The 24,849-nt window shown below is 44.4% G+C and carries 22 protein-coding genes; 14 read left to right on the forward strand and 8 right to left on the reverse strand.

Annotated elements, in window-relative coordinates:
• Positions 1-8: 8 nt before the first annotated feature.
• From H8S84_RS19400 to H8S84_RS19420, 5 genes are all read right to left on the reverse strand, one after another.
• A complete protein-coding gene (locus tag H8S84_RS19400) occupies positions 9-593 on the reverse strand; it encodes a nitroreductase family protein (protein WP_187069049.1) in 585 nt (194 codons plus the stop codon).
• Positions 594-1,040: 447 nt separating this feature from the next.
• Positions 1,041-1,610: an NUDIX hydrolase gene (locus H8S84_RS19405; RefSeq protein WP_187069050.1), complete on the reverse strand. Its 570-nt coding sequence runs from the start codon at positions 1,608-1,610 to the stop codon at positions 1,041-1,043.
• Positions 1,611-1,998: 388 nt separating this feature from the next.
• On the reverse strand, positions 1,999-3,099 hold the full coding sequence (locus H8S84_RS19410; protein ID WP_230407268.1) for a glycosyltransferase: 1,101 nt from the start codon (positions 3,097-3,099) through the stop codon (positions 1,999-2,001).
• Positions 3,100-3,103: 4 nt separating this feature from the next.
• On the reverse strand, positions 3,104-4,144 hold the full coding sequence (locus tag H8S84_RS19415) for a Gfo/Idh/MocA family protein (RefSeq protein WP_187069051.1): 1,041 nt from the start codon (positions 4,142-4,144) through the stop codon (positions 3,104-3,106).
• A gap of 199 nt (positions 4,145-4,343) precedes the next feature.
• Positions 4,344-4,628 (reverse strand): zinc-binding dehydrogenase, encoded by a 285-nt coding sequence (locus tag H8S84_RS19420; protein ID WP_187069052.1) that lies wholly within the window; start codon positions 4,626-4,628, stop codon positions 4,344-4,346.
• Positions 4,629-4,942: 314 nt separating this feature from the next.
• Here H8S84_RS19420 and H8S84_RS19425 point away from each other — a divergent pair, with 314 nt between their 5' ends.
• From H8S84_RS19425 to H8S84_RS19455, 7 genes are all read left to right on the forward strand, one after another.
• Positions 4,943-5,548: a GNAT family N-acetyltransferase gene (locus tag H8S84_RS19425; protein ID WP_187069053.1), complete on the forward strand. Its 606-nt coding sequence runs from the start codon at positions 4,943-4,945 to the stop codon at positions 5,546-5,548.
• Positions 5,549-5,612: 64 nt separating this feature from the next.
• Positions 5,613-6,203, forward strand: a complete 591-nt coding sequence (locus tag H8S84_RS19430) for a histidine phosphatase family protein (RefSeq protein ID WP_187069054.1) — start codon at positions 5,613-5,615, stop codon at positions 6,201-6,203.
• A gap of 319 nt (positions 6,204-6,522) precedes the next feature.
• Positions 6,523-9,591, forward strand: a complete 3,069-nt coding sequence (locus tag H8S84_RS19435) for a SusC/RagA family TonB-linked outer membrane protein (RefSeq protein WP_187069055.1) — start codon at positions 6,523-6,525, stop codon at positions 9,589-9,591.
• Positions 9,592-9,611: 20 nt separating this feature from the next.
• On the forward strand, positions 9,612-10,964 hold the full coding sequence (locus tag H8S84_RS19440; RefSeq protein ID WP_187069056.1) for a RagB/SusD family nutrient uptake outer membrane protein: 1,353 nt from the start codon (positions 9,612-9,614) through the stop codon (positions 10,962-10,964).
• A 129-nt stretch (positions 10,965-11,093) separates the two neighbouring features.
• Positions 11,094-11,492: a BlaI/MecI/CopY family transcriptional regulator gene (locus H8S84_RS19445; RefSeq protein WP_187069057.1), complete on the forward strand. Its 399-nt coding sequence runs from the start codon at positions 11,094-11,096 to the stop codon at positions 11,490-11,492.
• Positions 11,476-12,936 (forward strand): M56 family metallopeptidase, encoded by a 1,461-nt coding sequence (locus H8S84_RS19450; RefSeq protein WP_187069058.1) that lies wholly within the window; start codon positions 11,476-11,478, stop codon positions 12,934-12,936. The genes H8S84_RS19445 and H8S84_RS19450 overlap by 17 nt, the downstream gene beginning before the upstream one ends.
• A 92-nt stretch (positions 12,937-13,028) precedes the next feature.
• Positions 13,029-14,300 (forward strand): TonB family protein, encoded by a 1,272-nt coding sequence (locus H8S84_RS19455; RefSeq protein WP_187069059.1) that lies wholly within the window; start codon positions 13,029-13,031, stop codon positions 14,298-14,300.
• A gap of 138 nt (positions 14,301-14,438) precedes the next feature.
• Here the strand turns inward: H8S84_RS19455 and surE are convergent, their stop codons facing one another.
• Positions 14,439-15,215, reverse strand: a complete 777-nt coding sequence (gene surE / locus H8S84_RS19460; RefSeq protein WP_187069060.1) for a 5'/3'-nucleotidase SurE — start codon at positions 15,213-15,215, stop codon at positions 14,439-14,441.
• Between the two features lie 111 nt (positions 15,216-15,326).
• On the opposite strand from surE, the gene H8S84_RS19465 reads away from it, so the two are divergent.
• The 6 genes from H8S84_RS19465 (at position 15,327) to H8S84_RS19490 (ending at position 21,925) form a co-directional block, all read left to right on the forward strand.
• Positions 15,327-15,941 carry a mechanosensitive ion channel protein MscS gene (locus tag H8S84_RS19465; protein ID WP_187069061.1) on the forward strand — a complete coding sequence of 205 codons (615 nt, stop codon included), beginning with the start codon at positions 15,327-15,329 and terminating at the stop codon, positions 15,939-15,941.
• Between the two features lie 40 nt (positions 15,942-15,981).
• Positions 15,982-16,425, forward strand: coding sequence for a DoxX family protein (locus H8S84_RS19470; protein ID WP_187069062.1), 444 nt, complete (start codon positions 15,982-15,984; stop codon positions 16,423-16,425).
• Positions 16,426-16,952: 527 nt separating this feature from the next.
• On the forward strand, positions 16,953-18,710 hold the full coding sequence (locus H8S84_RS19475; protein ID WP_187069064.1) for a M14 family metallopeptidase: 1,758 nt from the start codon (positions 16,953-16,955) through the stop codon (positions 18,708-18,710).
• Between the two features lie 300 nt (positions 18,711-19,010).
• Positions 19,011-20,570, forward strand: coding sequence for a SulP family inorganic anion transporter (locus H8S84_RS19480; RefSeq protein WP_187069065.1), 1,560 nt, complete (start codon positions 19,011-19,013; stop codon positions 20,568-20,570).
• Positions 20,571-20,598: 28 nt separating this feature from the next.
• Positions 20,599-21,270, forward strand: coding sequence for a carbonic anhydrase family protein (locus H8S84_RS19485; protein WP_187069067.1), 672 nt, complete (start codon positions 20,599-20,601; stop codon positions 21,268-21,270).
• A complete protein-coding gene (locus H8S84_RS19490) occupies positions 21,245-21,925 on the forward strand; it encodes a TetR/AcrR family transcriptional regulator (protein WP_187069069.1) in 681 nt (226 codons plus the stop codon). Before H8S84_RS19485 ends, H8S84_RS19490 begins: the two co-directional genes overlap by 26 nt.
• Before the next feature lie 65 nt (positions 21,926-21,990).
• Here the strand turns inward: H8S84_RS19490 and H8S84_RS19495 are convergent, their stop codons facing one another.
• Both H8S84_RS19495 and H8S84_RS19500 read right to left on the reverse strand, forming a co-directional pair.
• The gene (locus tag H8S84_RS19495) at positions 21,991-22,779 is read right to left on the reverse strand and encodes a PhzF family phenazine biosynthesis protein (RefSeq protein ID WP_187069070.1); all 789 of its coding nucleotides are present in this window, start codon (positions 22,777-22,779) and stop codon (positions 21,991-21,993) included.
• Between the two features lie 27 nt (positions 22,780-22,806).
• Positions 22,807-24,117 carry a DUF885 domain-containing protein gene (locus tag H8S84_RS19500; RefSeq protein ID WP_187069072.1) on the reverse strand — a complete coding sequence of 437 codons (1,311 nt, stop codon included), beginning with the start codon at positions 24,115-24,117 and terminating at the stop codon, positions 22,807-22,809.
• 324 nt (positions 24,118-24,441) lie between these two features.
• Between H8S84_RS19500 and H8S84_RS19505 the strand changes: the two genes are divergently transcribed.
• The gene (locus H8S84_RS19505; protein WP_262890250.1) at positions 24,442-24,846 is read left to right on the forward strand and encodes an RNA polymerase sigma factor; all 405 of its coding nucleotides are present in this window, start codon (positions 24,442-24,444) and stop codon (positions 24,844-24,846) included.
• Positions 24,847-24,849 lie beyond the last annotated feature (3 nt).

A 24,849-nucleotide genomic window follows, 5' to 3' on the forward strand; every position in this document is an offset into this window, starting at 1 on the left:
TTTTATACTTATTTCTGTTCCCAATTACCGTTAAATGCAATCTGGCTTAAAGGCTTACGCTGCCTTGGTGCCAACTCTCTTGTCTTGAGCTGCTCTGGCAGAGTTTCCGGGTCTCCTACATATCCAACTGCTCCCATGGAAACCGGTTCAAAACCCTCTGGTATGCCTAGTACTTCGCGTGCTGTGTCTGCACTAAAGCCTCCCATTAAGTGCACATGTAAATCCAGTTCCGTAGCCTGAAGCACAAGATTGGCTGTGGCCATACCTACATCGTGCCAGGCGTGCTTATTAGCATTACCGTTAAAGTCGTACGTTGTTTTAGCAACCGACAGGAAAAGTACCGGTGCATTTTTAGCCCAAACCTGGTTTGCCTCCACCAGGCAGCTAAGTAATCGCTCATAAGCTTCCGCATCTTCTTTAGTAGCATAGATAAAGCGCCACGGCTGCTCGTTCATGGCAGAAGGCGCCCAACGTGCCGCTTCAAAAAGCGTCTCTAGCTGCTCCTGCTCTACTGTTGTGTCGGAAAAAGCTCTTGGGCTCCAACGCTTCTCAATCAGGTTATGAATGGATATTTTATTCTCAGTTGGTGTCATATCTGTACTTGTTTAGATAAATCTGCACAACAAATTTAATGTACATACATTTAATGTACAAACATAACACTTATTTTGTTTCAGGAGTTCCTGTTATATAGGTTGAGAGATGTAGAAAAGAAACTTAAGTGGCAATATGAGCTGCTGTTCATACCGCTGAACGACTTATAAATATCGGAAATCTAAAGTAGAAGATAGACTTTTGATGTGTTATGAAAGAGAGACTTCATAAAAAGGTAAACTACAAAGACCTCGCGGTGTCTTTATGACCCGCGAGCGTCTAACCTGTCTTTTGAGAAGCTATAACCTACAGATTATCGAACGTTTAGCAACTTAGACGCTCGCATGACCTTCGAACGCTGCGAGGTCTTTAGCATCATTAAAAAAAGAGACACACAGTTTTGCGTATCTAAATTCCAGTAAACGAATAACGGACAACTAAAATAACTAAGCTCCCAGCTTCCTCAGTGCCAGCAGGCAAAGCGCAACAGAACCAGAAACACAGATTTCGCCATTCAGCACCATACTTTCTACTTCCTGTAAAGGCACTTTGAATACCTCTATACTTTCACTTTCATCCAGGTCTTGTTCGGCTACTTTGTGAGCATTGAGGGCCAGGTAAAAGTATATTTTATTCGTGTCTTTGGTCGGGTTATCAATCACCTCGGCCACCAGTTCCATTTCGTCAGAAGTATAACCTGTTTCCTCCAGCATTTCGCGGCGGGCAGCCTCCTCCGGGTTATCTTCATGCGCATCTATCACACCGCCGGGCAACTCGATAAAAACACCGGCGGCAGCGTGCTTATACTGGCGTACAAAGATCACTTCACCGTCTTCAGTTACTGGGAAGGTAAGTACCACATCAGGACGAACGCTCACATAATAATCGTCCATCACCTTACCATTTGGCAACTCTACTTCGTCGCGGCGCAGGGTGTACCATTTCTCATCAAATACCAATTCAGTTTTAAGCACCTTCCAATGCTTTGCAGTAGGAGTATGTTTATTCTCGGGCATGTTTGCAAGTTAGTATTAAATCGACGTAAAAAAGCCACACCAAACTCTTCTGGTGTTTTGAAGTTTGGAAACCAACCGCCCTACTCGATGTCGGCATCGCCAGGATTTAAATAGCTGGTGTCCTCAATCTTTTAATCTCTTAAAAACGCCTCTTAAAAGTGGACATTGCCATAGTTCCAGTCTGAAAGTATGGAGTGGTATGAAAGGACTATATCAATAGTTTAATTTTGAGTGAGCGAATGTGTGATTGAATGAAGAGTTGTGGATGAGTGGGTGAGTGAATCTTGTATAACTGTCATCTCAAAGAAAGATCTCTACAGAATTCTGAAAAGATTTCTCGCTAAGCTCGAAATGACAAAATATTACTCACTCACCCACTCATTCATAATTATACCGTTACCGTCTGCTTCATTACCTGGCGGTAGATGTGATCATAGTCCTGGCCCATTGGATCAGAAGTATAGCCATGAGAACGTTTTACAGCACGGCAAGCCATGATATTTCTACCAAACTCATCTTCAATCAGGTTATTGATCGTATCGCGAAGTTCATCGGCACTGCTTGGGTCAACATATTTGGCCGCATTACCCCAGATCTCTGCCTGGCTTTCTGTTTTGCCCACCACTAGTGCACAACCCGACATAGCTGCCTCCAGGATAGTTAAACCGAACGGCTCATACTTGGCAGGCAACGCGTAAATAGATGCCCTGGATAACCAGTCAGAAACTTCTTTCTCAGACAGCTGCCCCAGGAAATGAACATTCTCCAGATTTACAGTTTTGCCTGTGGCCGGGTGCTTGTCGTCGCCGGCGATGTATACTGGCCAGCCAAGGTCAGAGGCAATGTGCGCCAGCATGGAGATGTTTTTTGCTTCGTCCCAAACGCGGCCCATGCTAAACACGAAAGGCTCTTTTTTGCCGAACTGGAAACCATGTTGCCCACGTCCGTTGTAGATAACCGCATTCTTCTTGAACGGACCATAAAGTGCAGTTGCCTGGTTCATCATGGCTTGCGTTGGCGCCACTACCATATCAGCATTCTGCAGGCCACGCGTTACGAGTTCTTTATACTTGTCCCATTCTTTTGGAGCATCTTCTTCTTTCACTGCCTTCCACCAAGAGAGTACGCACGAGTGAACAACTACAATGGTAGGCACACCAAAGTCCAGCGCGCCATGCACCATGCCATTCAGGTGCACCAGTTCCGGCTGTACTTCGTCTTTTAGCTCCAGCAACCATTTACCGGCTTTTTCTACGTCTTCCCAGGCATCTTCCATCCACTCCAGCTTGTACTCGCTTTCGTAAACGGTAAGGTTATCTATTTCATCGGCCTGGCGACGCTGCTCCTCTGTCAGGCGCGCGCCCATGGTGGCCAGTGCAACTTCAGTTTTAAATGGTGCCAGTGCTCTAACAAGCTCAAGTGAGTAATTCCAGACGCCGCCAACGGTATCGGCCGTCATCAGGATTTTTGAAGGGTGATGTGCTTCCATACTTCTATCTTCCGTAAATTTTATCTAATACTTTTGCTACTTTAATAAACTCCTCTGCCTGCTCATCAAAGCCCTCTCCTTTGGCAACCCGCTCTGTCCAGACAACTCCGGCACGGCCCATCCATTCGTCAGGGGGTGCGCATAGTTGCTCGGTTTTAGTGCCGCAGTAGCGTTCTGCCACAAAGTCGTAGAAAGAGCCATTTATGTTTTTGAAGGCTACGCCGCCCTCTGTTCCATAAAAAGTGGCGTTGATGATGGCCTCCTGGCCAGTTGGCAAATTCCAGGAACAGCTTAGCTGCATTTGCGTGTTGCCTTCGAGTTCTATACTTGCCGTAGCATAATCCTCTACCTTGCCCTCTGCCATACTGATAGGCTTGCCTTTAGCAAATAAGTGGCTTTGCACCCGCTTCACTTCCGGGAAGTTCATGGACCACAGCGCCAGGTCTACCAGGTGCACGCCCAGGTCAATCACACAGCCTCCACCAGACATTTTCTGCTCATAAAACCAGGCTTTATCGGGGCCATAAGCATTGTGAAATACCAATTCCACAGCGTAGATCTGCCCTAGTTCGCCACTCTGCACTACCTTGTATACCTCCTGCATGGCAGCAGTAAACCTATAGGAAAAATCCACGCCTAACAGCTTGTTTTGCCTGCGTGCCGTTTCTACTACACGCTTGGTTTCTTCTACGTTGCGTCCCAAAGGCTTTTGGCAGAAAACAGATTTACCGGCCTCTAACGAAAGTATACTTTGCTCTGCATGAAAGGCACTTGGTGTGGCGATTACAATGCCATTTACTTCCGGCTCCTGCAGCATGGCTTCCAGTGAGTTTACCATTGTTGCTTCAGGAGCACTTTTAGCTGCCTCTTCGGCATTCTGGGTAGCCGTGTCGGAGATGAAGGTTACCTCGCCAACGTCTTTTCTTATAATGGCCTCCATGCGGTTTCTGCCAATCCAGCCAACGCCTAAGAAGCCAAGCTTTGGTTTGGCTGTAGAAGAAGAAGCTGGAAGGAGTGTTCCGTTCTCAAGTATAGTTTCCTGCATTGTTTAATGTTATCAGGCTTTCACAAATCCGTCAGGGCGCTATATCGGCCGCCCGAACGCGTTTCTATATTGTCTAAGGTATAAGTGTGGGTGTAGAGTTTTCAGGATCTACTACGCCTTTCTCTACTGCTTTAACAGCAGCTTTTATACCTTCTATATACTTTTGAGAATCGTGCTCGTGGACATTTATCACATCCAGTCAGCACCAGTTCCAGAGTTGAATGTTTACCTGTCCCATGACATCCTGGTGGAAGCCGGTTATGATAAGTTTGCCGCGTTCGGCACTAAGCTTACCAGCCAGGTTTAGAGGACATTCTTTTCCGGTGCACTCTATTACGCGTTCACAGAACTTTCCGTTGGTCAGTTCCTTTACTTTTTCGATAATTTTATAGCAATCATTTATATCGATGGCTTCGTCGGCTTCGCACTCTTTGGCTACGTCCAGTGAGAAGGCAATTTGAAAGATGGCAATTTGCGCCGGCATATTCAGTTAAATACACCAGCAGCTCCCCCAAGAAGCCAATATCAAGTATGGATACCATTTCGGCACTAATATCACTGCGCTTAAAAATGTTTATGGCACATCCTAAAAGTTTATCCGGGAAAGACTTTCCGGCAAACGAGTCTTACAGCTTCACAACTTTATCTGCATCAGCCTCATCATACTCTGTAAAGGAGTTATCTACGTGTTTTCAACTGTAACTACTTCAAAAATTATACTTTAGTGTTGTACCTTTTATTTTGATATTTTACCCCTGACATACTTTTATATTTAAAGCTCACTTTCTTGCTTAAGCCATGGACTTTACCAGCGACATTATACTTGAAAACAGCCGTGTACTACTGCGTAGGTATAAACCTTCTGACGTAGACCAGTTAAAGGACATTGTATACGATGAAGATATCTGGCGCCTGATGCCAACGAAAATCAGCAATCAGCACGAGTTTGAAGTATGGCAGCAGACAGTAATAAAGGGATACCAAGCCGGTACTCGCTATACTTTTGTTATTATAGACAAAGCCACTGGAAAAATAGCCGGCAGCACCAGTTACGGAAATATCTCCGATACCGACAAGCGACTTGAAATTGGCTGGACCTGGCTTAGCAAAGAATTCAGAGGAACAGGCCTGAACAGGCAATGCAAGTTTCTTTTACTACAGTATGCTTTTGATAAACTCAAGTATGAGCGGGTAGAGCTTAAGACCGATGTGCTGAACATGCGCTCCCGGAAAGCCATGCTAAAGATTGGTGCAACCGAAGAGGGTGTATTGCGCAGCCATACGTTAATGCATGATGGCCGCCGACGCGACACCATCTACTACAGCATTTTAAGGCCGGAGTGGGAGAAACTCAAAAGCAGCATTTTTGCTGACCTTGCTCCGCCCCGAACTTTAGCAAACTGATTAACGCTAAACCTAAACTGGCAAATGTACGCGTATAAAGGATAGCTAAATTTGCCAGCTTATTGTGGATACACCTGCAGATACAACCATACTTCCGAAACGCATCTTTTTGATAAGACATGCGCGGCCAGACCTGTCAAAAAACGGTTGGTTCAGTAATGAGGCTGCCAGAAAGTATATAACTGATTACGACACAGCAGCAGTGGAAGAATTTGTGCTGGAGCATGAAGCCATTCCTTACAAAGAGATAGATAAAGTATACTGCAGTACCCTCCCCCGCTCTCAACTAACTGCCAAGGCTATTTTCGGCAGTGATGTACAACTCAAAATAGACAAATCATTTAGAGAATTTGAACGCAGGATCTTCTCATTGCCTTTGCTGCGCATGCCCATCAAACTCTGGCTTTTAAGCGCACGCGTACTTTGGTTTCTTGGCTTTAACAGCAAAGACATAGAAACCTTTAAAGAGGCGAAGCAAAGGGCACGCCAGTGTGCTCAAACCTTAGCCTCTGATGCCGCCTCTAACCGTACCACTGTGCTTGTGGCGCATGGGCTTCTGAACAATTTTATAAGAAGAGAGTTAAAGCGTATGGGTTGGCAAAAAACACTTGATGAAGGACATGGTTATCTTTCTGTAACGGTGATGCAATTATAATATGAGTATCGTATCCAAATCACAACTTCTTAGTATGCATCCTTTTAAAAACAGTACCAAAACTTTATTACACTTTATGAAACACAGCTGCACCTAAACAGTATAAGTATTACTGAAAAAACTGCACTAGAGTCTAACTTACACTTAATTATTGGCTTTTAAGCAATTACGCTTCCCCGCTTTAAGTTTACACTTTTTTATTTATGACAAAGTACAACAACTATACCTATATATCTGTATAGGAATCAAAGTATGTAACTTTATTATCATCTACTGGTTTTATTTGAAGTTTTACTATTCACCAAAATGTTTTGAAATTATGAAGAAAGGTTTACTATTGAGCTTTCTGCTAATAGTTGCTATTGTTAGCAGCGCATTAGCACAAACTCAAACTGTCTCCGGTGTGGTAACATCGGCAGAGTCCGGGCAACCACTGCCGGGCGTAACAGTGATTGAAAAAGGGACAACTAACGGCGTGTCTACCGGGGCAAAAGGTGAATTCTTGCTCAATGTTAGGCCAAACGCTACGTTGGTTTTTCGTTTTATAGGCATGACAACACAAGAGGTTCCCGTAAGTGGCCGCTCTACTATAAATGTAGCGCTTGTAGCTGACCAGGAACTGCTGGAAGAAGTAGTTGTAGTTGGGTATGGTACCCAGGAACGCCGCGAAGTAACAGGTGCTACTTCTAAAGTAACATCTGAGGAATTAAAGAACATTCCGGTTGTAGGCGTTGACCAGGCACTGCAAGGACGTGCGGCAGGTGTTCAGATATCTCAGAACTCTGGTACACCGGGCGGTGGTATCAGTGTGAGGGTTCGTGGTGCAACTTCAATTTCGGCCAGTAACCAGCCGTTATATGTTGTGGATGGTGTACCGCTAACAACCGGTGACTTTTCACAAATAGGGTTTGGTGGACAGAACGTAAACGCTGTTTCAGATCTTAACCCAAATGATATCGAGTCAATCGACATTTTGAAAGATGCCTCTGCAGCAGCTATTTATGGATCAAGAGCTGCCAACGGTGTAGTTATCATCACTACCAAACGCGGATCTGCTAAAAAGACACAGATCAACTTTAATGCTTACAGAGGTTTTCAGAAAATCTGGAAAGAGCCTAATTTCCTAAATGCAGAACAGTATAAGGAAATAATGACAGAAGCTTATATAAATGATGGCTTCCTAGAATCAGGTGCTACTTTCGAAGACTTTACTGAATTTTACTATGGTGGCCTTGATTTTACCCCAACAGAAACCAATTGGATAGAAGAAGTAACAAGAACAGCTCCTATTCAAAACTATGAATTATCCTTAAATGGAGGCGACGCAAAAACCCGGTACTACTTATCCGGTAACTATTTCGATCAGGAAGGTATTGTAATTGGTAGTCAGTATCAGCGTTACTCAACACGCCTTAACCTCGATCACCAGGTTTCTGATAGAATGACAATTGGTACAAGCATTCAGTTAAGCCGCTCTGAAAATAACCGTATCGTTAGCGATAACACCTTGAACGGTCCTTTTGCAAATTCCTTGGCAGCATCACCAGTATGGCCTGTTTTTTATGAAGATGGCAGGTATACCCGACCAAACTATTTCTATACTAACCCGGTTGCCGAGGGCACAGAGAACGATGATGAGACAATCAACTTACGTGGTATCGGTAATATTTTCGGCAAATACACCATCATTCCTGGCTTAGATGTACAAGTTAGAGCTGGATACGATGCGCTTAATATTAACGAGCGCCGTTATACACCAACTAACTACCCAGGTTCTTCATCTACGGCTGTAGGTGGCTCTGCAACCAATGCAAGTACAACAGTTACTAAACGCCTATTAGAAGCCACTACAACTTATAACAAGATTTTTAATGACGTACATGAAATTTCTGCTGTTCTAGGTACAAGCACTGAAAAGAACGTTATTAATCAAGCATTTGTAACTGGTGAAGGATTCCCTGGTGAGCGTTTCCGTTATGTAGCCAGTGCAGCCATTGTAAATGCAGGCTCTAACTCTGAATCAGAATGGGGACTTGTTTCATATTTTGGCAGGTTAAACTATGACTTTCAGGATAAATACCTTGTTGGTATTAACTTCCGTGCAGATGGTTCGTCACGCTTCGGTGAAAACAACCGCTACGGTTACTTCCCTTCAATATCTGCAGGCTGGAGAATTATCGGAGAAGACTTTATGTCTGGCGTAAACGCGCTGAGCGAATTGAAGCTGCGTGCATCTTATGGCGTAACGGGTAACCAGGAGATTGGTAACTTCAGCTATTTAGCCCTGGTAACCGGTGCAAACTATTTGGATAACCCGGGTATTGCACAGACGCAAATCCCTAACCCTGACCTTAGATGGGAAGAAACAAAACAGTTTAACGTAGGTGCTGATATTGGTTTTGCGAATGGAAGAGTAAACCTGGCGCTGGACTATTATATTAAGCAAACAGACGACCTGTTGTTTGCACGCCCTGTACCAACACAAAATGGTTTTGGCAGTTTTCAATCTAACGTAGGATCTACAGAAAACAGAGGCTTTGAAATTGCACTTAGAACAATAAATTTTGATTCTCAGGATAATGGTTTCCGCTGGACATCTGACTTGAACCTTGCTTTTAATGAAAACGAAGTAACAGAACTATACCAGGGGCAAGATATCTTCTACGGCTTCGGAGGTAACTCTTTAGTTCTGCGCGAAGGTGAGCCTATCGGTACTTTCTATGGATTTATTTCTGATGGCGTTTATAGCACAGAAGATGAGATTCCGGCATCACGCCAAGGACAAGGTGCTCAGGCTGGTGATATCAACTTCCGTGACATTAATAATGATGGATTAATCACTGATGACGACTTAACCATTATTGGCAATGCACAACCTGATTTTGTAGGTGGTTTTACCAACGATTTCCGCTACAAAGGTTTCGACCTGAACATATTCTTGCAATTCTCTTACGGCAACGACATTGCGGCACCAAGTCATCAGTATCAGAAACACTTAGGTAACGATTTCCTGGATGATAACATGCTGGATGATGTAATGAATCGCTGGCAGCAGCCGGGTGATGTGACTGATACTCCGAGAGCAACCGCACTAGATCCGAATAACAACAACCGCAGCAACTCATCAAGATTTATTTACGATGGTTCATACCTGCGCTTTAAAAACGTTGTCTTAGGATACAACCTGCCAACAGGTGTAACAGAGCGCTTAAAAATGAGAAACCTTAGGGTTTATGTGCAGGCGCAGAACTTGTTCACGTTTACTGACTATCCTGGTTTTGACCCGGAAGTAAACTTTGCAGGTACCTCTAACACCACCCTAGGTGTTGACTTCTACACGTTCCCACAGGCACGTACCATTACATTTGGTGTAAATGTTGGATTTTAATTAGCTAAAGGAAGAAGATCATGAAAAGATATTCAATCATATTACTTACTGCACTCAGTCTGGTTACCTTTTCGGGCTGCGACGATGTGCTAGAAGTGGAGCCAACAACAGCTATCGAAGCTGAGGGCGCCATATCAGATTTCACGACACTGCAAAGAGCTGCACTTGGTGCTTACAGTGCGATGCAGTCAACGAACTATTATGGATTAAGATACCTCCTGTATCAGGGTGTTTATGCTGATAACCTGGAGCACCGGGGTACCTTCACAACAGACAGGGAAGTTAGTGCAAGAGTTATAAATGCTTCTAACTTGCAAATTGCCAATACTTGGGCTACTATTTATACTGTAATAAACAGAGCTAACATTGTACTTCGCGCAGCAGATCAGTTAACCAATATCACAGATGCGCAGCGTAAGCGAATAAAAGGTGAGATGTTCTTTTTGCGTGGTTTAGCGTATTTCGATCTTGTAAAGGTTTTTGGAGGGGTGCCAGTTACCCTTACACCAACTACTGAAATAAGTGAGATTCAAAACCTGCCAAGATCAACTGAAAGCCAGGTATATGACGCAGTAATCAGTGATTTGCGTGCTGCTGAAACACAACTCACTGGTGTGAGCAACCCTAAAACCCGTGCAACCAGTGCTGCTGCAAGTGCTCTTTTGGCTCGTGTATACTTACAGCGTGGTAACTATGCGCTAGCTGAGGAAAAAGCCAATCAGGTAATTACTAGCAACAGTTTTGCACTTGAAGAAGATTTTGCAAAAATATTTACAACAGAGTCTGGGTCAGAAATCATTTTTGAGGTTGACTTTACGCTGAATGATCAGAGTGGATTAGGTGCTGCATCCAACCCACGTACACCAGGACAAAAGTTCTATCTGCGTGCAGGAGCTTATAATGCTTTACAAGCGTCTGCACAAAACGGAGATGAGCGTTTTGCCGCCACTACTGCTATCGAAAACAGTAGAAGAAGACTGTTGAAGTATGAAGACGTTGTTAATAATGCAGACAATGTTCCTGTAATCAGACTAGCTGAAATGTACCTGATTCGTGCAGAGGCAAGAGCCAGACAGGGTATTGCATCAGCACCGGCTAGCCCACAGGTTATCGCTGATATTAACAGAATCAGAACAAGAGCCGGGCTTCCTGCTTTAGTGCTCTTAACAAATGCGCAGGCTTTGACAGAAATTCTTCAACAGCGCAGACTAGAGTTTATTGGCGAGGGTCTCCGCTTCATAGATCTTAAGCGTTACAACCTTACTTGCGATGTACTCGATTTTTGTGGCGAAGATGCCTTCCGTAATTTATGGCCAATCCCACTTCAGCAAATAGAAGTTAATCCAAGTTTAACGCAGAACCCAGGTTATTAATAGAAGTATAAAAGTGGCCCTGATATAACACAGGGCCACTTTTATTTTTTTTGTATATAATAACTAAACATTTAGTTTGTTTACTAAGTATTTAGTTATATATTAGTACTATAGATCATAAAAATATACATGAAAGAGTTAACTAGAGCGGAAGAAGAGATAATGCAAGTGCTGTGGAAACTGGAGCGCGGTTTCGTTCGCGACATACTAGAGCAGTTACCTGAGCCAAAGCCAGCCTACAACACCGTTTCCACTATTGTGCGCATTCTGGAGACGAAGGGTTTTGTAGGACATGAGGCCTTTGGTAAATCACATCAGTACTACCCGCTTGTGCCAAAAGACAAGTATAAAAGCGACTTTCTTAAAAGCTTTATGTCCGGGTATTTTGGTGGCTCTTTCGAGAAGCTGGTATCATTCTTTGCCAAAGACAACAACCTGGATGTAAAGGAACTTGATCAACTGATGCAGCACGTACGCAAAGACATTAGCTCAGAAGAAAAGGAGGAAAACAATGGAACTAACAGTTAGCTACATACTTAAATCAGCCATAGTTATTCTGGCGCTTTACCTCTTCTATTACGGCTTATTGCGCAATCAGAATAGCTTTACCTTTAACAGGTTATACTTGCTACTAACGCCCTTGGTAGCGTTAGTGCTGCCGCTGCTTAAGTGGCCTATTGCCCTTGCTCCCGAGAACGTTGTAGGAGAGGCACTGCAGGCTATACAACTCAGCGAAATAACAGTAACAGGATACGCCACAGCAAAGAAGCCTGCAACAGAAGCAAACAACATCTCATTATCTGTAGTCGCTTCACTGGTTTACGGCTCCGGTATTGTGCTGCTGTTGTTTAAACTAGCTAAGCAACTCTGGCACATAAGTACAATAAAAGCTGTGGAACTACCTGCAGAAACACAGGAAGAAGGAGTTAAAGTATACCAGCTTTCAGAGTCGCTTTCCACGTTCGCATTTGGCAACAGTATATTTTTAAGTAAGCAGGCTCACCTAAGCAAAACCGACCAGGAACAAGTGCTGGCACACGAGCTGGCTCATGTGAAGCTTCGCCATACTTGGGACGTAGTATATTATGAAATTCTTACGGCTATACTTTGGGCTAACCCTGTAGTGTGGCTACTAAAGCAGGAACTACGCGATGTACACGAGTACCAGGCCGATGCCCGCGTTGCGGAGTCTTATCAGACACAGGCATACAGTTCGCTACTCTCTAAAGAAGCTCTTCTGAACATGGGATTGCCAGTTGGTAGTTATTTTCAGAAGCCACAAGTGCTAAAACGGTTGCAGATGCTGCAGTTAAGAAATAACAAACCTGATTGGTTTCGGCAGTTGTTGGTTGTGCCATTTGTAGCAGGCCTGGCGATTGTTTTTTCGGTACAGCAGGTAGATGCTCAGTCTAGTATACTTAAAGGGCTTACCCAGGAGATAAATACGTTTACCGGCAGCGAAGCTTCTGCAGCAGCCGATCAGTATTTGCCTGAAATAAAACCTGAAGCTGAGACTCCTAAAGCAGAGACAACACCCCAAAATAATAAAGCACCTGAACAGTTAAGGGAGGATAAAGCTGCTAATCTTAGACCACTTTCCAAAGCTGCAAAAGAACCGAATGAGGAAACAGCCACTAGCAAATCCGAAGCTGAAAAACCTTTTGTCTATGTTGAACAGATGCCCCGTTTTAAAGGTGGAGAGGCAGAAATGCTCAGGTATCTGGCCAAAAACATCAGGTATCCTAAAGAGTCTCAGGAAGCAGGAAAAGCTGGTTTAGTAGTAGTAAGTTTTGTTGTAAACCAAGATGGTTCTTTATCCAATTATGAAGTTTTAAAATCATTGGATGAAGCCACAGATGCAGAAGCCTTACGCGTTGTAAAAAGCATGAACGGCAGTTGGGAGCCAGGACAACAAAATGGTGTTCCGGTACAGGTTCGCTATACAATGCCGGTACGCTTTACCCTTAAATAATTTAAACTTTACATAAATCCCATACTTTTTTCGGCCATTTACTGGCTGAACCAGAATTGTATTGCCTTTTCCAAACTATAAACAAACTAACCATGAAACAGAAAAACATATTTACCAAATTAACTACTGCTGCTCTGTTAAGCATAGCGCTGGCAGCCTCCCCTGCTGTTCTGGCCCAAACCAAAGAGAAACCATTTGCCTACGTAGAGCAGATGCCTGCTTTCAAGGGCGGTGCATCTGAGATGATGAAGTACCTGGCCAGCAACATTCAATACCCTTCCGATGCCAAGAACAACGGTGTAGAAGGCTTGGTAGTGGTGCAGTTTATTGTAGAGAAGGACGGCTCTATCTCCGAAGTACATACGGTAAAAAAGCTTGGTCATGGCACCGATGAAGAAGCCATCCGGGTTGTTAAATCTATGAGCGGACAATGGACTGCAGGACGGCAAAACGGCCAGCTTGTTAGGGTAAATTATACGATGCCTATCCGCTTCACTTTAACAGAGGCTGAAAGAACTGCCACAGCTAGTATCGCCAACAAAATGCCGCAGTACAAGGGTGGCCAGGAAGCGATGCTAAAGACAATGAGCTCTTACCTGAAACTACCTGACGAGGCAAAGCAGGAAAACGTGGATGCCCGTGTGATGGTACGGTTTTATGTAGACCAGGAGGGAAATGTATCCAACATCAGGTTAGATGGTACGAAACTGAAGAAAACCGTTGGCCCCGACTCAAAGCTGGATTACATGGATGCCTCTACGTTTAGCCTACAGAATAAAGCCATACTTGCCTGGCTTTCTGAGGCAGCCGTTGCAGCTGTAAAGGCTACATCAGGTAACTGGGAGCCGGCGCTAAAGAAAGGACAGCCTGCAGCCTCTGAAGTGGTGCTCCCTGTTCAGTTTAACAGTAGTACTGGTGGTAAGGGTGTCGGGCAAACGCTTCTAGCTCCTTCCATGACCAAGTATACCAAAAATTCTTATGCTTATGACGAGGCCGATGTAAAGCCTACGCTGCAGGATGGGCCACTGAACAAGTTCCTGGCCAAGAACCTGCGTTACCCTAAAAACCTGAGCTTCGAAGGTGATTATAAAACAGGCTTCGTTATTAAACCGGACGGCTCTGTGGTGGGCCCTTTCATGTCTCCGGATAAAGAAATAAGCAAAGAAGACCACTACCTTTTACACGAAGAGCTTAGAAAAGTAGTTAAACTGATGGACGGGAAGTGGAATCCAGGCAAAGTAGATGGCCAGGCAGTGCCAGTTACCTACAACCTGGTGATCAGGTTTGTTACGGACGACGGAAGCAAACAACCAGCAGATACCTCAGGTGCTAAGCCGGACGTAGTGGTGACCAGGTATAAATAGTGAGGAGATAGCAGCTGCTATTATACTTCATCCTGTCATTTTGAGCAGCGCGAGAAATCTCTATAGAATCTTGTAAAGATCTCTCACGCTGTTCGAGATGACAAAGGTTTTTGATAACTGAGTTGTTATACTTTTACATTAAAATTGCCATCCTTCATTAAGGATACCAATAGCGTGGTGCGCTGTCATGTCGAACTGGCAAGGCACTACTGAGATGTAGTTGTTTATAAGTGCCCACTCATCGGTGTCCTCTCCTTTGTCAAAGTTCACGAAGCTACCCGTCATCCAGTAGTATTTGCGGTTGCGCGGGTCAAGGCGTTCGTCAAACTCTTCCTGCCATTTTGCACGCGCCTGGCGGCAGATTTTTATACCTTTTATATTTTCTCCGCTTTTCTTCGGGAAGTTCACATTCAGAGCCGTGTTCTCAGGGATGCGGTGTTTTAATGCCTGTTCAATTATCTGCTTTACAAAAGGCCTGGTATGCGAGAAATCAGCTTCATGGCCGTAGTCGCACAACGAGAAACCAATAGACGGCAGTCCTTCTATAGCCGCCTCTATGGCAGCCGACATGGTGCCGGAGTAAAGTACACTAATACTTGAGTTAGAGCCATGGTTAATGCCACTTACCACTAAATCAGGCTTACGATCCTTTAACACGTGGTGCTTGGCCAGTTTCACGCAATCAGCGGGTGTACCAGAACATTCGTAGGCCTCAATATCCATGTCATCAAAAGCAATGGACTTATCTAAGCGCAGGGTATTTCCAATAGTAATGGCGTGGCCCATGCCAGACTGAGGTCCGTCTGGTGCCACCACCACCACCTCTCCTATTTCTCTTGCAACCTCTACAAGTGTTCGTATGCCTGGTGCTGTAATGCCGTCGTCGTTCGAAACTAAGATCAAGGGTCTTGCCATGCTATTATTTTTAGTTAATGTATGATAAAATAAACGAATGTTTATTTCGTGCTAATATACGACAACCTGCAGCAGCACATCAAGGTTAAATAGAAAATAAAGCTAATGAGAATGATCAGAAATATAATTTATGCAATACTGTTGGGTGTAGGGATGGCGGCATGCTTGTCGCAGAGAGAAGAGGAAACCGGTATTGAAGCTGATCAATCTGCTGCTTTAACCGAAACAGAATCGCTTATCGAAAATGCCACACCAGCTCCTTCTACTTTTGTAATACAGAAGGACCGCGTGGGAAGTATAAAAATAGGAGAACCTATAGACAGCATGCGCAATCAGGTGCCTGCAGGCTATACTATTGCCGATACTGTACTTACCCTTGAAGGAACTCCAGCTACGGCTTATTTGCTAAAGCCAGCAAACGAAGCTAAGGGTTTGCTAATAGAGCAAGCCTGTAACCCGGACTGCAATGTATGGCGCATTAATGTACAGAACTCCAGCTATAAAACACCCAAAGGAATCGGAATTGGTTCTAAGTATAGCGAAGTGATGCGATATCATCCAATAAGTACTGTAACACTTGCCGACGGTGGCTTTGTTGCGGTATCAAATGAATCCGGGTTGTCATTTGTTTTGGACACCTCGCAGTTGCCCCAGAACCGGATTTCCAAATTTACCCCGGAAACTGTACCTGCCAATACACTGGTAAAACGCGTGTTGGTATATTAGCCGTTTGTAATATAGCAGGCGAATTTGTATTATTGCTCTCATGGCACTTCTACGCTCCCGCTATAACTACAGAAACCTCGGCTTGCTGCTGCTACGCATTGGCATTGGCATCATGTTTATACTTCATGGTTGGCCTAAAATGACCGGTGGCCCAGAACGTTGGGAGATGCTTGGCAAAAACATGGCTGTATTTGGCATCGACTTTTTTCCGGTATTCTGGGGATTTATGGCTGCCTTCGCTGAAACTGTAGGTGGTTTTCTGCTAATGCTTGGCTTGTTCTTCAGGCCGGTATGCGTTCTGCTTTTGGTAACAATGATCGTAGCTACTACAAGGCACGTAGTTGCCGGCGATGGATTCGGAGGCTATTCACATGCACTTGAGTCTGCCATACTTTTCTTTTCCCTTTACTTTATAGGCCCCGGCAAGTATAGCCTGGACAAAACCTTTTTCCCGGATAAGAAAAACAGAAGGATTTATAGTTAGGTTTACTATAAGATATTTTGAGAAGCCTTGGCAGTAGCTAAGGCTTTTTGCATTTAGCTAATGCCATACTTTCTGTAATCCTTACTTGCGGCTGCTGTTTCTTAGTCACACTTATTTATACTTTCACCCCTTGCTTTAGCGCCTTTAAGGTGGAGGTTTGTCCGAAACAGGAATCACAGGATTAGCAAGCAGTATTGCCTCAGCAGTTGGTCCAACCACCCCTGCCCCTCCTTAGCCAAGGAGGGGAGTATGCTACTACTGCTTCTTCTTTTCACCACAATATTTGATGTCTTCTACTTTGTCATTTTGAAAAGATCTTGAAAGAAGGGAGATTAAGCAACAGCTACAGAGTTTATACTAAAATAAGAGTATTTCAGAAACTCCCCTCCTTGGCTAAGGAGGGGCAGGGGTGGTTGGATAAGGCACTGCAAAACAATTAACAATCAGCAATTAGCAACTAACCACTACCATTTCTACTCAGAAATGGCTAACATTACAGTTACATTACCAAACACCATACGCACATCATGTTAACCACCTTACTACTGGCGGCACTCCTTAGCACAGGTACCCCAACACAAGGCAAACCGGACCTTAAAACACCTTACGAAAAAGGCAATGGCAACCAGACAGCCACTTACGAAGAGGCCATTGAATGGTACCGCACCCTCGACAAAGCCTACGACGAAGTAAAAATGGTACCCTACGGATACACCGACTCCGGAAGGCTGCTGCACCTCGTAGTGGTATCCACAGACAAAGACTTTGATCCCGCTTCGATCAAACAAAAGAATAAGCGTGTATTACTGATCCAGAATGGTATTCACCCTGGTGAGCCGGAAGGAATAGATGCCACCATGATGCTGGTGCGTGACTACCTGCAGGATAAGAGTAAACGCAAGCAATTGGATAATGTAGTGCTAGCCATCATACCGGTGTATAACATTGGCGGCGCACTTAACCGCAACAGCCACACCCGCACCAACCAAAACGGACCTGAGGAGTATGGCTTCAGGGGCAACGCTCGCAACCTGGACCTTAACCGCGACTACATTAAAACCGATTCTCGTAACGCAGAGCTATTCCATTTGATCTTCCGCGACTGGGACCCGGATGTGTTTATGGACAACCATACTTCGAACGGAGCCGACTACCAGCACGTAATGACTTTGATCGCTACTCAGCACAATAAGCTCAACCCAACACTAGCTGGTTACCTGAAGGGGAAAATGCTGCCATCGCTGTACGAGGGCATGAAAAAAGACAAGTTTCCGATGGTGCCATACATGAACACTGTAGGCGAAACGCCGGAGAAAGGTATAACAGGTTTTATGGAGTCGCCAAGGTACGCAACAGGGTATACTGCACTTTACAATACCATTGGTTTTGTACCCGAAACACACATGCTCAAGCCTTTTGATCAGCGCGTAAAAGCTACCTACCAACTCATGGAAAACATGATAGAGACAGTGCACCGCGATGCAGACGAGATAGGCCAACTAAGAGCAAAAGCGAAACAGGAGATACTAACGCAGCAGAACTTTGCGCTGAACTGGCAGCTGGATACAACTAAGGTTGAGCAAATACCTTTTATGGGGTATGCGGCCAAGTATAAGCCCAGCGAGGTAAGTGGCCTGGAGCGCCTTTACTATGACCGCAGTGCTCCTTACAGCACCAAAATAAACTACTACAATGAGTTTAAACCTACTACTACAGTACAAAAGCCAGTCGCCTACATTATACCGTTTGCCTGGCGCGAAGTAATTGACCAGCTTAAAACGGATAAGGTGGAGATGAAGCAACTAAAGCGTGACACTACTTTGCAGGTTGAAACTTACTACATCACAGACTATAAAACCGGTCAGCGCCCTTACGAAGGCCACTACCTGCACTCTGATGTGAAGGTAGAGAAGCGTACGATGCCGCGGCAGTTCCTGAAAGGTGATTATGTAGTATACTTAAACCAACCGGCAAACCGCTTTTTAGTAGAAACGCTGGAGCCACAAGCCGTAGACTCATACTTTGCCTGGAACTTCTTCGACTCTATCCTGATGCAGAAAGAGTACTTCTCGAGCTATGTATTTGAGGACCTGGCTGCTGAGTACTTGAAAAAAGATCCGGAGCTAAGAAAGCGACTGGAGGAGCGAAAAAAGCAGGATCCGCAGTTCGCAAAAAGTGCTCGCGCTCAGTTAGATTTTGTATACCGTAACACGCCGCACTACGAATTTACACACAACATGTACCCCGTAGGTAGGCTAATGCAAGAAGTTAAGCTACCTCTATAAATAAATCAAGTAAGTATAAAAGGCCACCTATTAGGTGGCCTTTTATACTTTACAGATGTTAGCGATGTTTTCTTAAACTTGTTCAGCAAACAACCCAATTAAATTGATTATTGTTCTCCCCTCTCACCCATTATTCCGCACTAGTACGTTATCAAAGTATGGAGCAGAAGAAACAGCTTATTTAGCTATCTGAAAACTCCCTTTAACTAAATTAAAGCTTGGATAATAGAAAAATATGTCATACTTTGAAACATAATAGTATTACTATAGTTATTAAAAACATTACTGTTAGATTTATTTATGCTTAGCTTCAAAGAGATTAAACATGATTTGCCAGCAGGAATAGTGGTATTTCTGGTGGCTGTACCGCTGTGCTTGGGCATTGCCATGGCTTCCGGAGCACCACTCTTTTCTGGTATTATAGCCGGTATTGTAGGAGGTATCGTGGTTACTCTAATCAGTGGATCACAGTTAGGGGTTAGCGGACCGGCAGCCGGCCTGGCTGTAATCGTGTTAAATGCCATTCAGGATTTAGGAAACTTTGAAGTTTTTCTTGCTGCTGTTGTACTAGCGGGCGTTATTCAGCTTGCCCTCGGCTTTCTTAAAGCAGGTGATATAGGGTATTACTTTCCCACATCGGTTATCAAAGGCATGCTAGCCGGTATCGGTGTAATCATTATCCTGAAACAAATACCCCATGCGTTTGGGTATGATGAGAACTTTCAAGGTAACATGCATTTTCTGGAGCCTCAGGGAGGTACCACTTTCTCAGAGATCTTTAAAGCAATTAACTACATCACACCAGCGGCTGTCATCATTAGCGTGCTGTCGCTGTTCATACTTATTTTTTGGGAGCAAGTGCTGGCAAAAAAAAGTAGAGTGTTTCAACTGATACAGGGCCCTTTAGTAGTTGTTTTGATGGGTATTGCACTAAATGTTGTGTTCGCAAATTTCTTCCCGCAGATCACACTTCGCGATAATCATTTAGTTGTATTACCTGAAGCAGATAGCATTGGTGGCTTCTTTGGTTTATTTACCACACCAGACTTTAGCGGAATATTCAGCTATAAAGTTTTGTTTTTAGCAGGCACACTGGCTGTAGTAGCCAGTTTGGAAACGCTGTTATGTTTGGAGGCTACCGATAAGCTGGATCCATACAAGCGTATCAGTCCTGCTAACCGCGAGCTAAAAGCACAAGGAGTAGGCAACATAGTTTCCGGATTAATAGGCGGCTTACCTTTAACACAGGTAATCGTAAGAAGCTCAGCTAATATACAGTCTGGTGGCAGAACAAAGTTGTCTGCTTTCATACATGGCTTGCTTATACTTATCTGCGTTATGGCCATACCAAATGTGCTTAACATGATACCGTTGGCAAGTTTGGCGGCTATACTTCTGATGGTAGGCTATAAACTGGCTAAACCTGCATTGTTCAAGAGCATGTACCGCAGCGGCATGATGCAGTTTCTTCCGTTCGTTGTTACAATCATTGCCATCGTGTTTACTGACCTCCTTACAGGTATAGGTATAGGTATGGCTGTAGCAATCTTCTTTATACTCAAGAACAGCTACAGTGTGTCCCACTTTATGCACAAAGAAAAATCTGCAAACGGTGGAGAGTTGTACCACATGGTGCTGGCAGAAGAAGTAACTTTCCTGAACAAAGGCAATATCCTACGCACGTTAAGAAAAGTACCTGAAGGCGCTGAACTAGTTATAGACTATACTAATTCAGCGATTGTGGACCACGATGTAAAGGAGCTGATCGAAGATTTTAAAGAGACAGCCCATACCAAAAACATCAAATTAACTATACACAAGATAGACCAGGAAGAAGCCAAAGTACACACTCCTTTGTAATACCCTTTAACTAATTAAAACAACCAACATGAGAACTCAGACAAAAGAAATGCAGGCGGAGCTTACGCCGCAAAAAGCAATAGAAATACTAGTAGAAGGAAACAAGAGGTTTGTTAACAACCTGAAGGCTAACCGTAACCTTTTGCAGCAGGTAAACGAAACTTCCGAAGGACAGCACCCATTCGCTATCATACTTAGCTGTATCGATTCCAGAACATCTGCTGAGCTTATTTTTGACCAAGGGCTGGGAGATATCTTTAGTGCCAGAATTGCAGGTAACATCGTGAACGAGGATATCCTAGGCAGTATGGAATTCGCTTGCAAAGTAGCGGGTTCTAAGTTGATTGTTGTGCTGGGCCATACTAGATGCGGTGCCATAAAAGGTGCCTGCGACCATGTAGAACTGGGTAACCTGACTGGTCTGGTGAAAAAGATAGAGCCATCTGTAAACGCAGTTGAGACAGAAGGTGCCAAAAATTCTTCTAACGCTGCGTTTGTAGAAAAAGTAGCCGAGGCCAATGTACACAGAATGCTTGACGAGATTCAGGAGAAAAGCAGCATACTTAGACAGATGATAGAGCAGGGCGAGATCGGCATTATTGGTGGCATGTATGATGTGGAAACAGGTGCCGTTGATTTCTACGAGCACACCTTTAATAAGAACGGTAAGCTAGATGAAGAGTTTGCTGGCAAACATTAAGATTACGGTTGATGAGAAAGTATACCTGAAAGATCCTGAAAGCTCTGTAAAGGGGCAGCAGATTATTCAAACTAGTATACTTCTCATCGATGAACTTGGTCTTGAATCCTTTACTTTTAAAAAGCTTGCTGAAAGAATAGGTACCACAGAGGCAACAATTTACAGGTATTTTGAGAGCAAACATACGCTGCTGGTTTACCTGATCTCGTGGTACTGGAACTGGCTGGAGTACCGCCTGGTGTTTGCCACCAGCAACATCGCTTCGGCAGAGGACAGGTTAAAAATCGCGATCCATATTCTTTCAGGAAAGATAGAGAATGACGCCAATTTTGCCCATATAAGCGAAGTTGCATTACAGCGGATCGTTATTGCAGAGTCGGCGAAAGCGTATCTTACAAAAGAAGTGGATACGGATAATAAGCATGGCTTTTTCCTTAGCTATAAGCGCCTGTGCAAGCGAATTTCCAATATTATTCAGGAGATCAACCCTGACTATAAATACCCGGACTCGCTTGTTTCTACGGTGGCCGAGAGTGCCCATTACCAGATATTCTTTTCGCAGCACCTGCCTTCGTTAACCAATATTAACGACAGCAAGCAAAGCCAGCTGGAAGAGTTTCTGACTGATCTTGTGTTTAAGGCAATAGAGAAGTAAATACCTTAATTAAAGTATAAAAATAGCTGATCAAAGTATAGCCACCTCTTGGGTGGCTATACTTTTTATATTTCAATTTCTCCGGTTAAGTATGTTACGGCTTTGCCGGTAATCTTTACTCTTTCGCCGGCCAGTTGGCAGGTAAGGTTGCCCTGCCGTTTAGATAGTTGCTTAGCCGTGAGTATGGTTTTACCTAATTGGCTGCTCCAGTATGGAGTAAGCGTGGTATGGGCCGAGCCTGTTACCGGATCTTCGTTAATGCCCACCTGCGGGCAGAAAAACCGCGACACAAAATCTACTCCATCACCAGGCGCTGTCACGATCACTCCCCTACCACCTGCACTTTCAACCAGCCTGAAATCCGGATCAAGTGCCTCAATGTCCTGCTGCGACGGGAACAGCAGCAGAAAATCTGTTTTGCCTTTATAGGCTGCTACCGGTGCTTTGTCCAATGCCTCGATCAGCACTCTGGGTGTTTCAATCTCAGAGAGCGTATCCACCGGAAAATCCAGTGTAAGTTCCTCGCCTTGTTTTGTAACGGCCAACTGGCCACTGTTGCGCGAGTGCAGTACTATCTTATCTGTTGGGTAGTTGTAATAGCGAAACAGCACGTAGGCAGCTGCCAGCGTGGCGTGGCCGCAAAGGTCTACTTCTACGGTAGGCGTAAACCATCTTATCTCATACGCATCGCCACGTGGCACTACAAATGCCGTTTCTGCTAGATTATTCTCTGCACCGATATTCTGCATGGTATCGTCGCTTAGCCACTCATCGAGCACACAAACCGCAGCAGGGTTGCCTCCAAAAACCTTGTCTGTAAAAGCGTCAATCTGATATAGTTTTAACTTTGTCATTAGTGTATAAAGTATAAATCTGTCCTTCTATTTAAGAATGGATGCGCTGTAAGGATTTGATAGGATATCTTTAAAAATTTCCCAGCGCTTTTCGGGGTTATTATCTGTTCCGCCCTTCGCTTCTACGTATTCCCGGACCAGTTGCTGCCCCAGGTTATAGTTGATCACGTAGCTGCGGTACTTATCCATAAAACGGGTACGCTGCAGTGCCTTGTCCTTTTTATACAGGTTATACTTTACCAGCATGTCTGCGGCTTCTTCGCGGCTTATCTCTCCGTTAAGGTATAGCCTTGCCGCTTCGTTTCCGGCAAAGTCCAGCTGCCCGATCTTCTCAAGTATGGTGTAGTAACGATCTGCCTCCGCTGGGTTTAAGCCTGCCAAAGGAAACAGCACTTCCTTCTCAAACTTAATGCGATCATTTGCTGGAAAAGCCACGTCGATACCATAGTTGGCGCTGCCTTCGGCTATCAAACTCTGCGGCGAAAACAGCGGGTATATAGAGTATTCCTTCCAGCCTTTCTTGTTTACCAGGTTCTGCTCCAGCAACGCATTAAATACATGGTGGCCGGGGTATCCTTCATGAGAAGCCAGATCAATAGCACGCTCAATATAGATCGGAAAATCAGTGTTGATCTGGATTAAACTGTAGCCGTTGCCTTTGAAGTAGTTGTAGCCTGACCATGCCTTATCAGTAACAAACTCCAGCTTAAAATTTTCCTGCTCCGGCAGGTTATAATGGGCCTTTGTTCTGTTGCGGGCTTCTGCAATGGCAGCTTTAAAAACAGTGTCCAGCTTTGTCTTCGGTATTTCGAACTTTGCACGGTAAGCATCCCAACGCTCAGCTATACTTCCCTGCCCCGGCAGCTGCTTATCAATTTCATTCAGGATGGCCTCGAAATGTGCGAGTTCGTGGTGGGGTGGCTCTGCATCGTAAAGTAGCTTGGCCTCCTCATCAAAGCTATACTTCTTGCCCTGCATCATCTCTACTTTCGTTATAGCGGCCAACACCTGCTTTTTAAACATGGCCAGCCTGCGCTGCTCATCTTCCGCCAGAGTTGTAGTATCCTGTGCCTGCAACAATTCCTGTATAGCCTTAAACTCCGCTAAAAATTCGGCAGCAGGCAATGAGTCGGCAGCTTCTCCGGTTGGCTTCCACTCTTCAGGCCCATAGTAAGCATCTACTATATCACTATCATATTGCCCCAGTTTCAGCAGGGTCTTAACGTAACGTTCAGCCAGTTGGTCCATGGGTGCCACATCAGTAGCTTCGGTGTCTGTTTTAGTTGATGTGCAGGCCCAGCAGGAAACCAGGAGTATAAACAGCAGGAATCTCTTCATAGCATGTTAGTTAGTTTTCTATAGTTTAGTCCTACAAGTTAGGGTTACCTTTTGAGTAAGGAAAGAAGAATAAATGATTTCTGCTATACTTCCATTTGCACTGCTGCGGCAAGGCTTTTTAAGGTTTGTTCTGTAACTTATAAAAAGAATTTAGCCTAAAGTGTAGTTTATTTCCGGCACCGGTGTCTAATAAGGTATAACACTTGAAACAGCATGTTCGCAGCATTACCCGAAGCAGAGTTTGAGAAGATAATTTATGAGCACCAGGCACTCATCATCAGGGTGTGCGATATCTACTGCAAGACGTAGGCAGATAAAGATGACCTGTTCCAGGAAATAGTGGTTAACCTGTGGAAAGGCCTTCAGTCGTTTAAGCACGCATCTAAACTGTCCACCTGGATTTACAGAGTAAGCCTGAATACTGCCATCTCTAAATGTAAAAAGGCCAGTAAGAGCCAGTTAGTGTATACTGATGATGTGCCCGAAGTTGCCGCCGGAGACACTGACCACGAAGCAGAGCACAGTCTTAGTATAAAGGCCCTTTACAAGGGTATAGACAAGCTAAAGCCCATTGAAAAAGCCATTATTCTACTGTACCTGGAAGAAAAATCCTACCAGGAAATTGCTGACATCATTGGCCTGAGCAAAGAAAACATCAGCGTGAAGCTCGTTAGGATCAAAAAGAAACTGGAGCACTACCTTAAACCACTGGCCACGTCTAACAGATAGCAT

The sequence above is a fragment of the Pontibacter cellulosilyticus genome (assembly GCF_014306105.1).
GTDB classification, from domain to species: Bacteria; Bacteroidota; Bacteroidia; order Cytophagales; family Hymenobacteraceae; genus Pontibacter; species Pontibacter cellulosilyticus.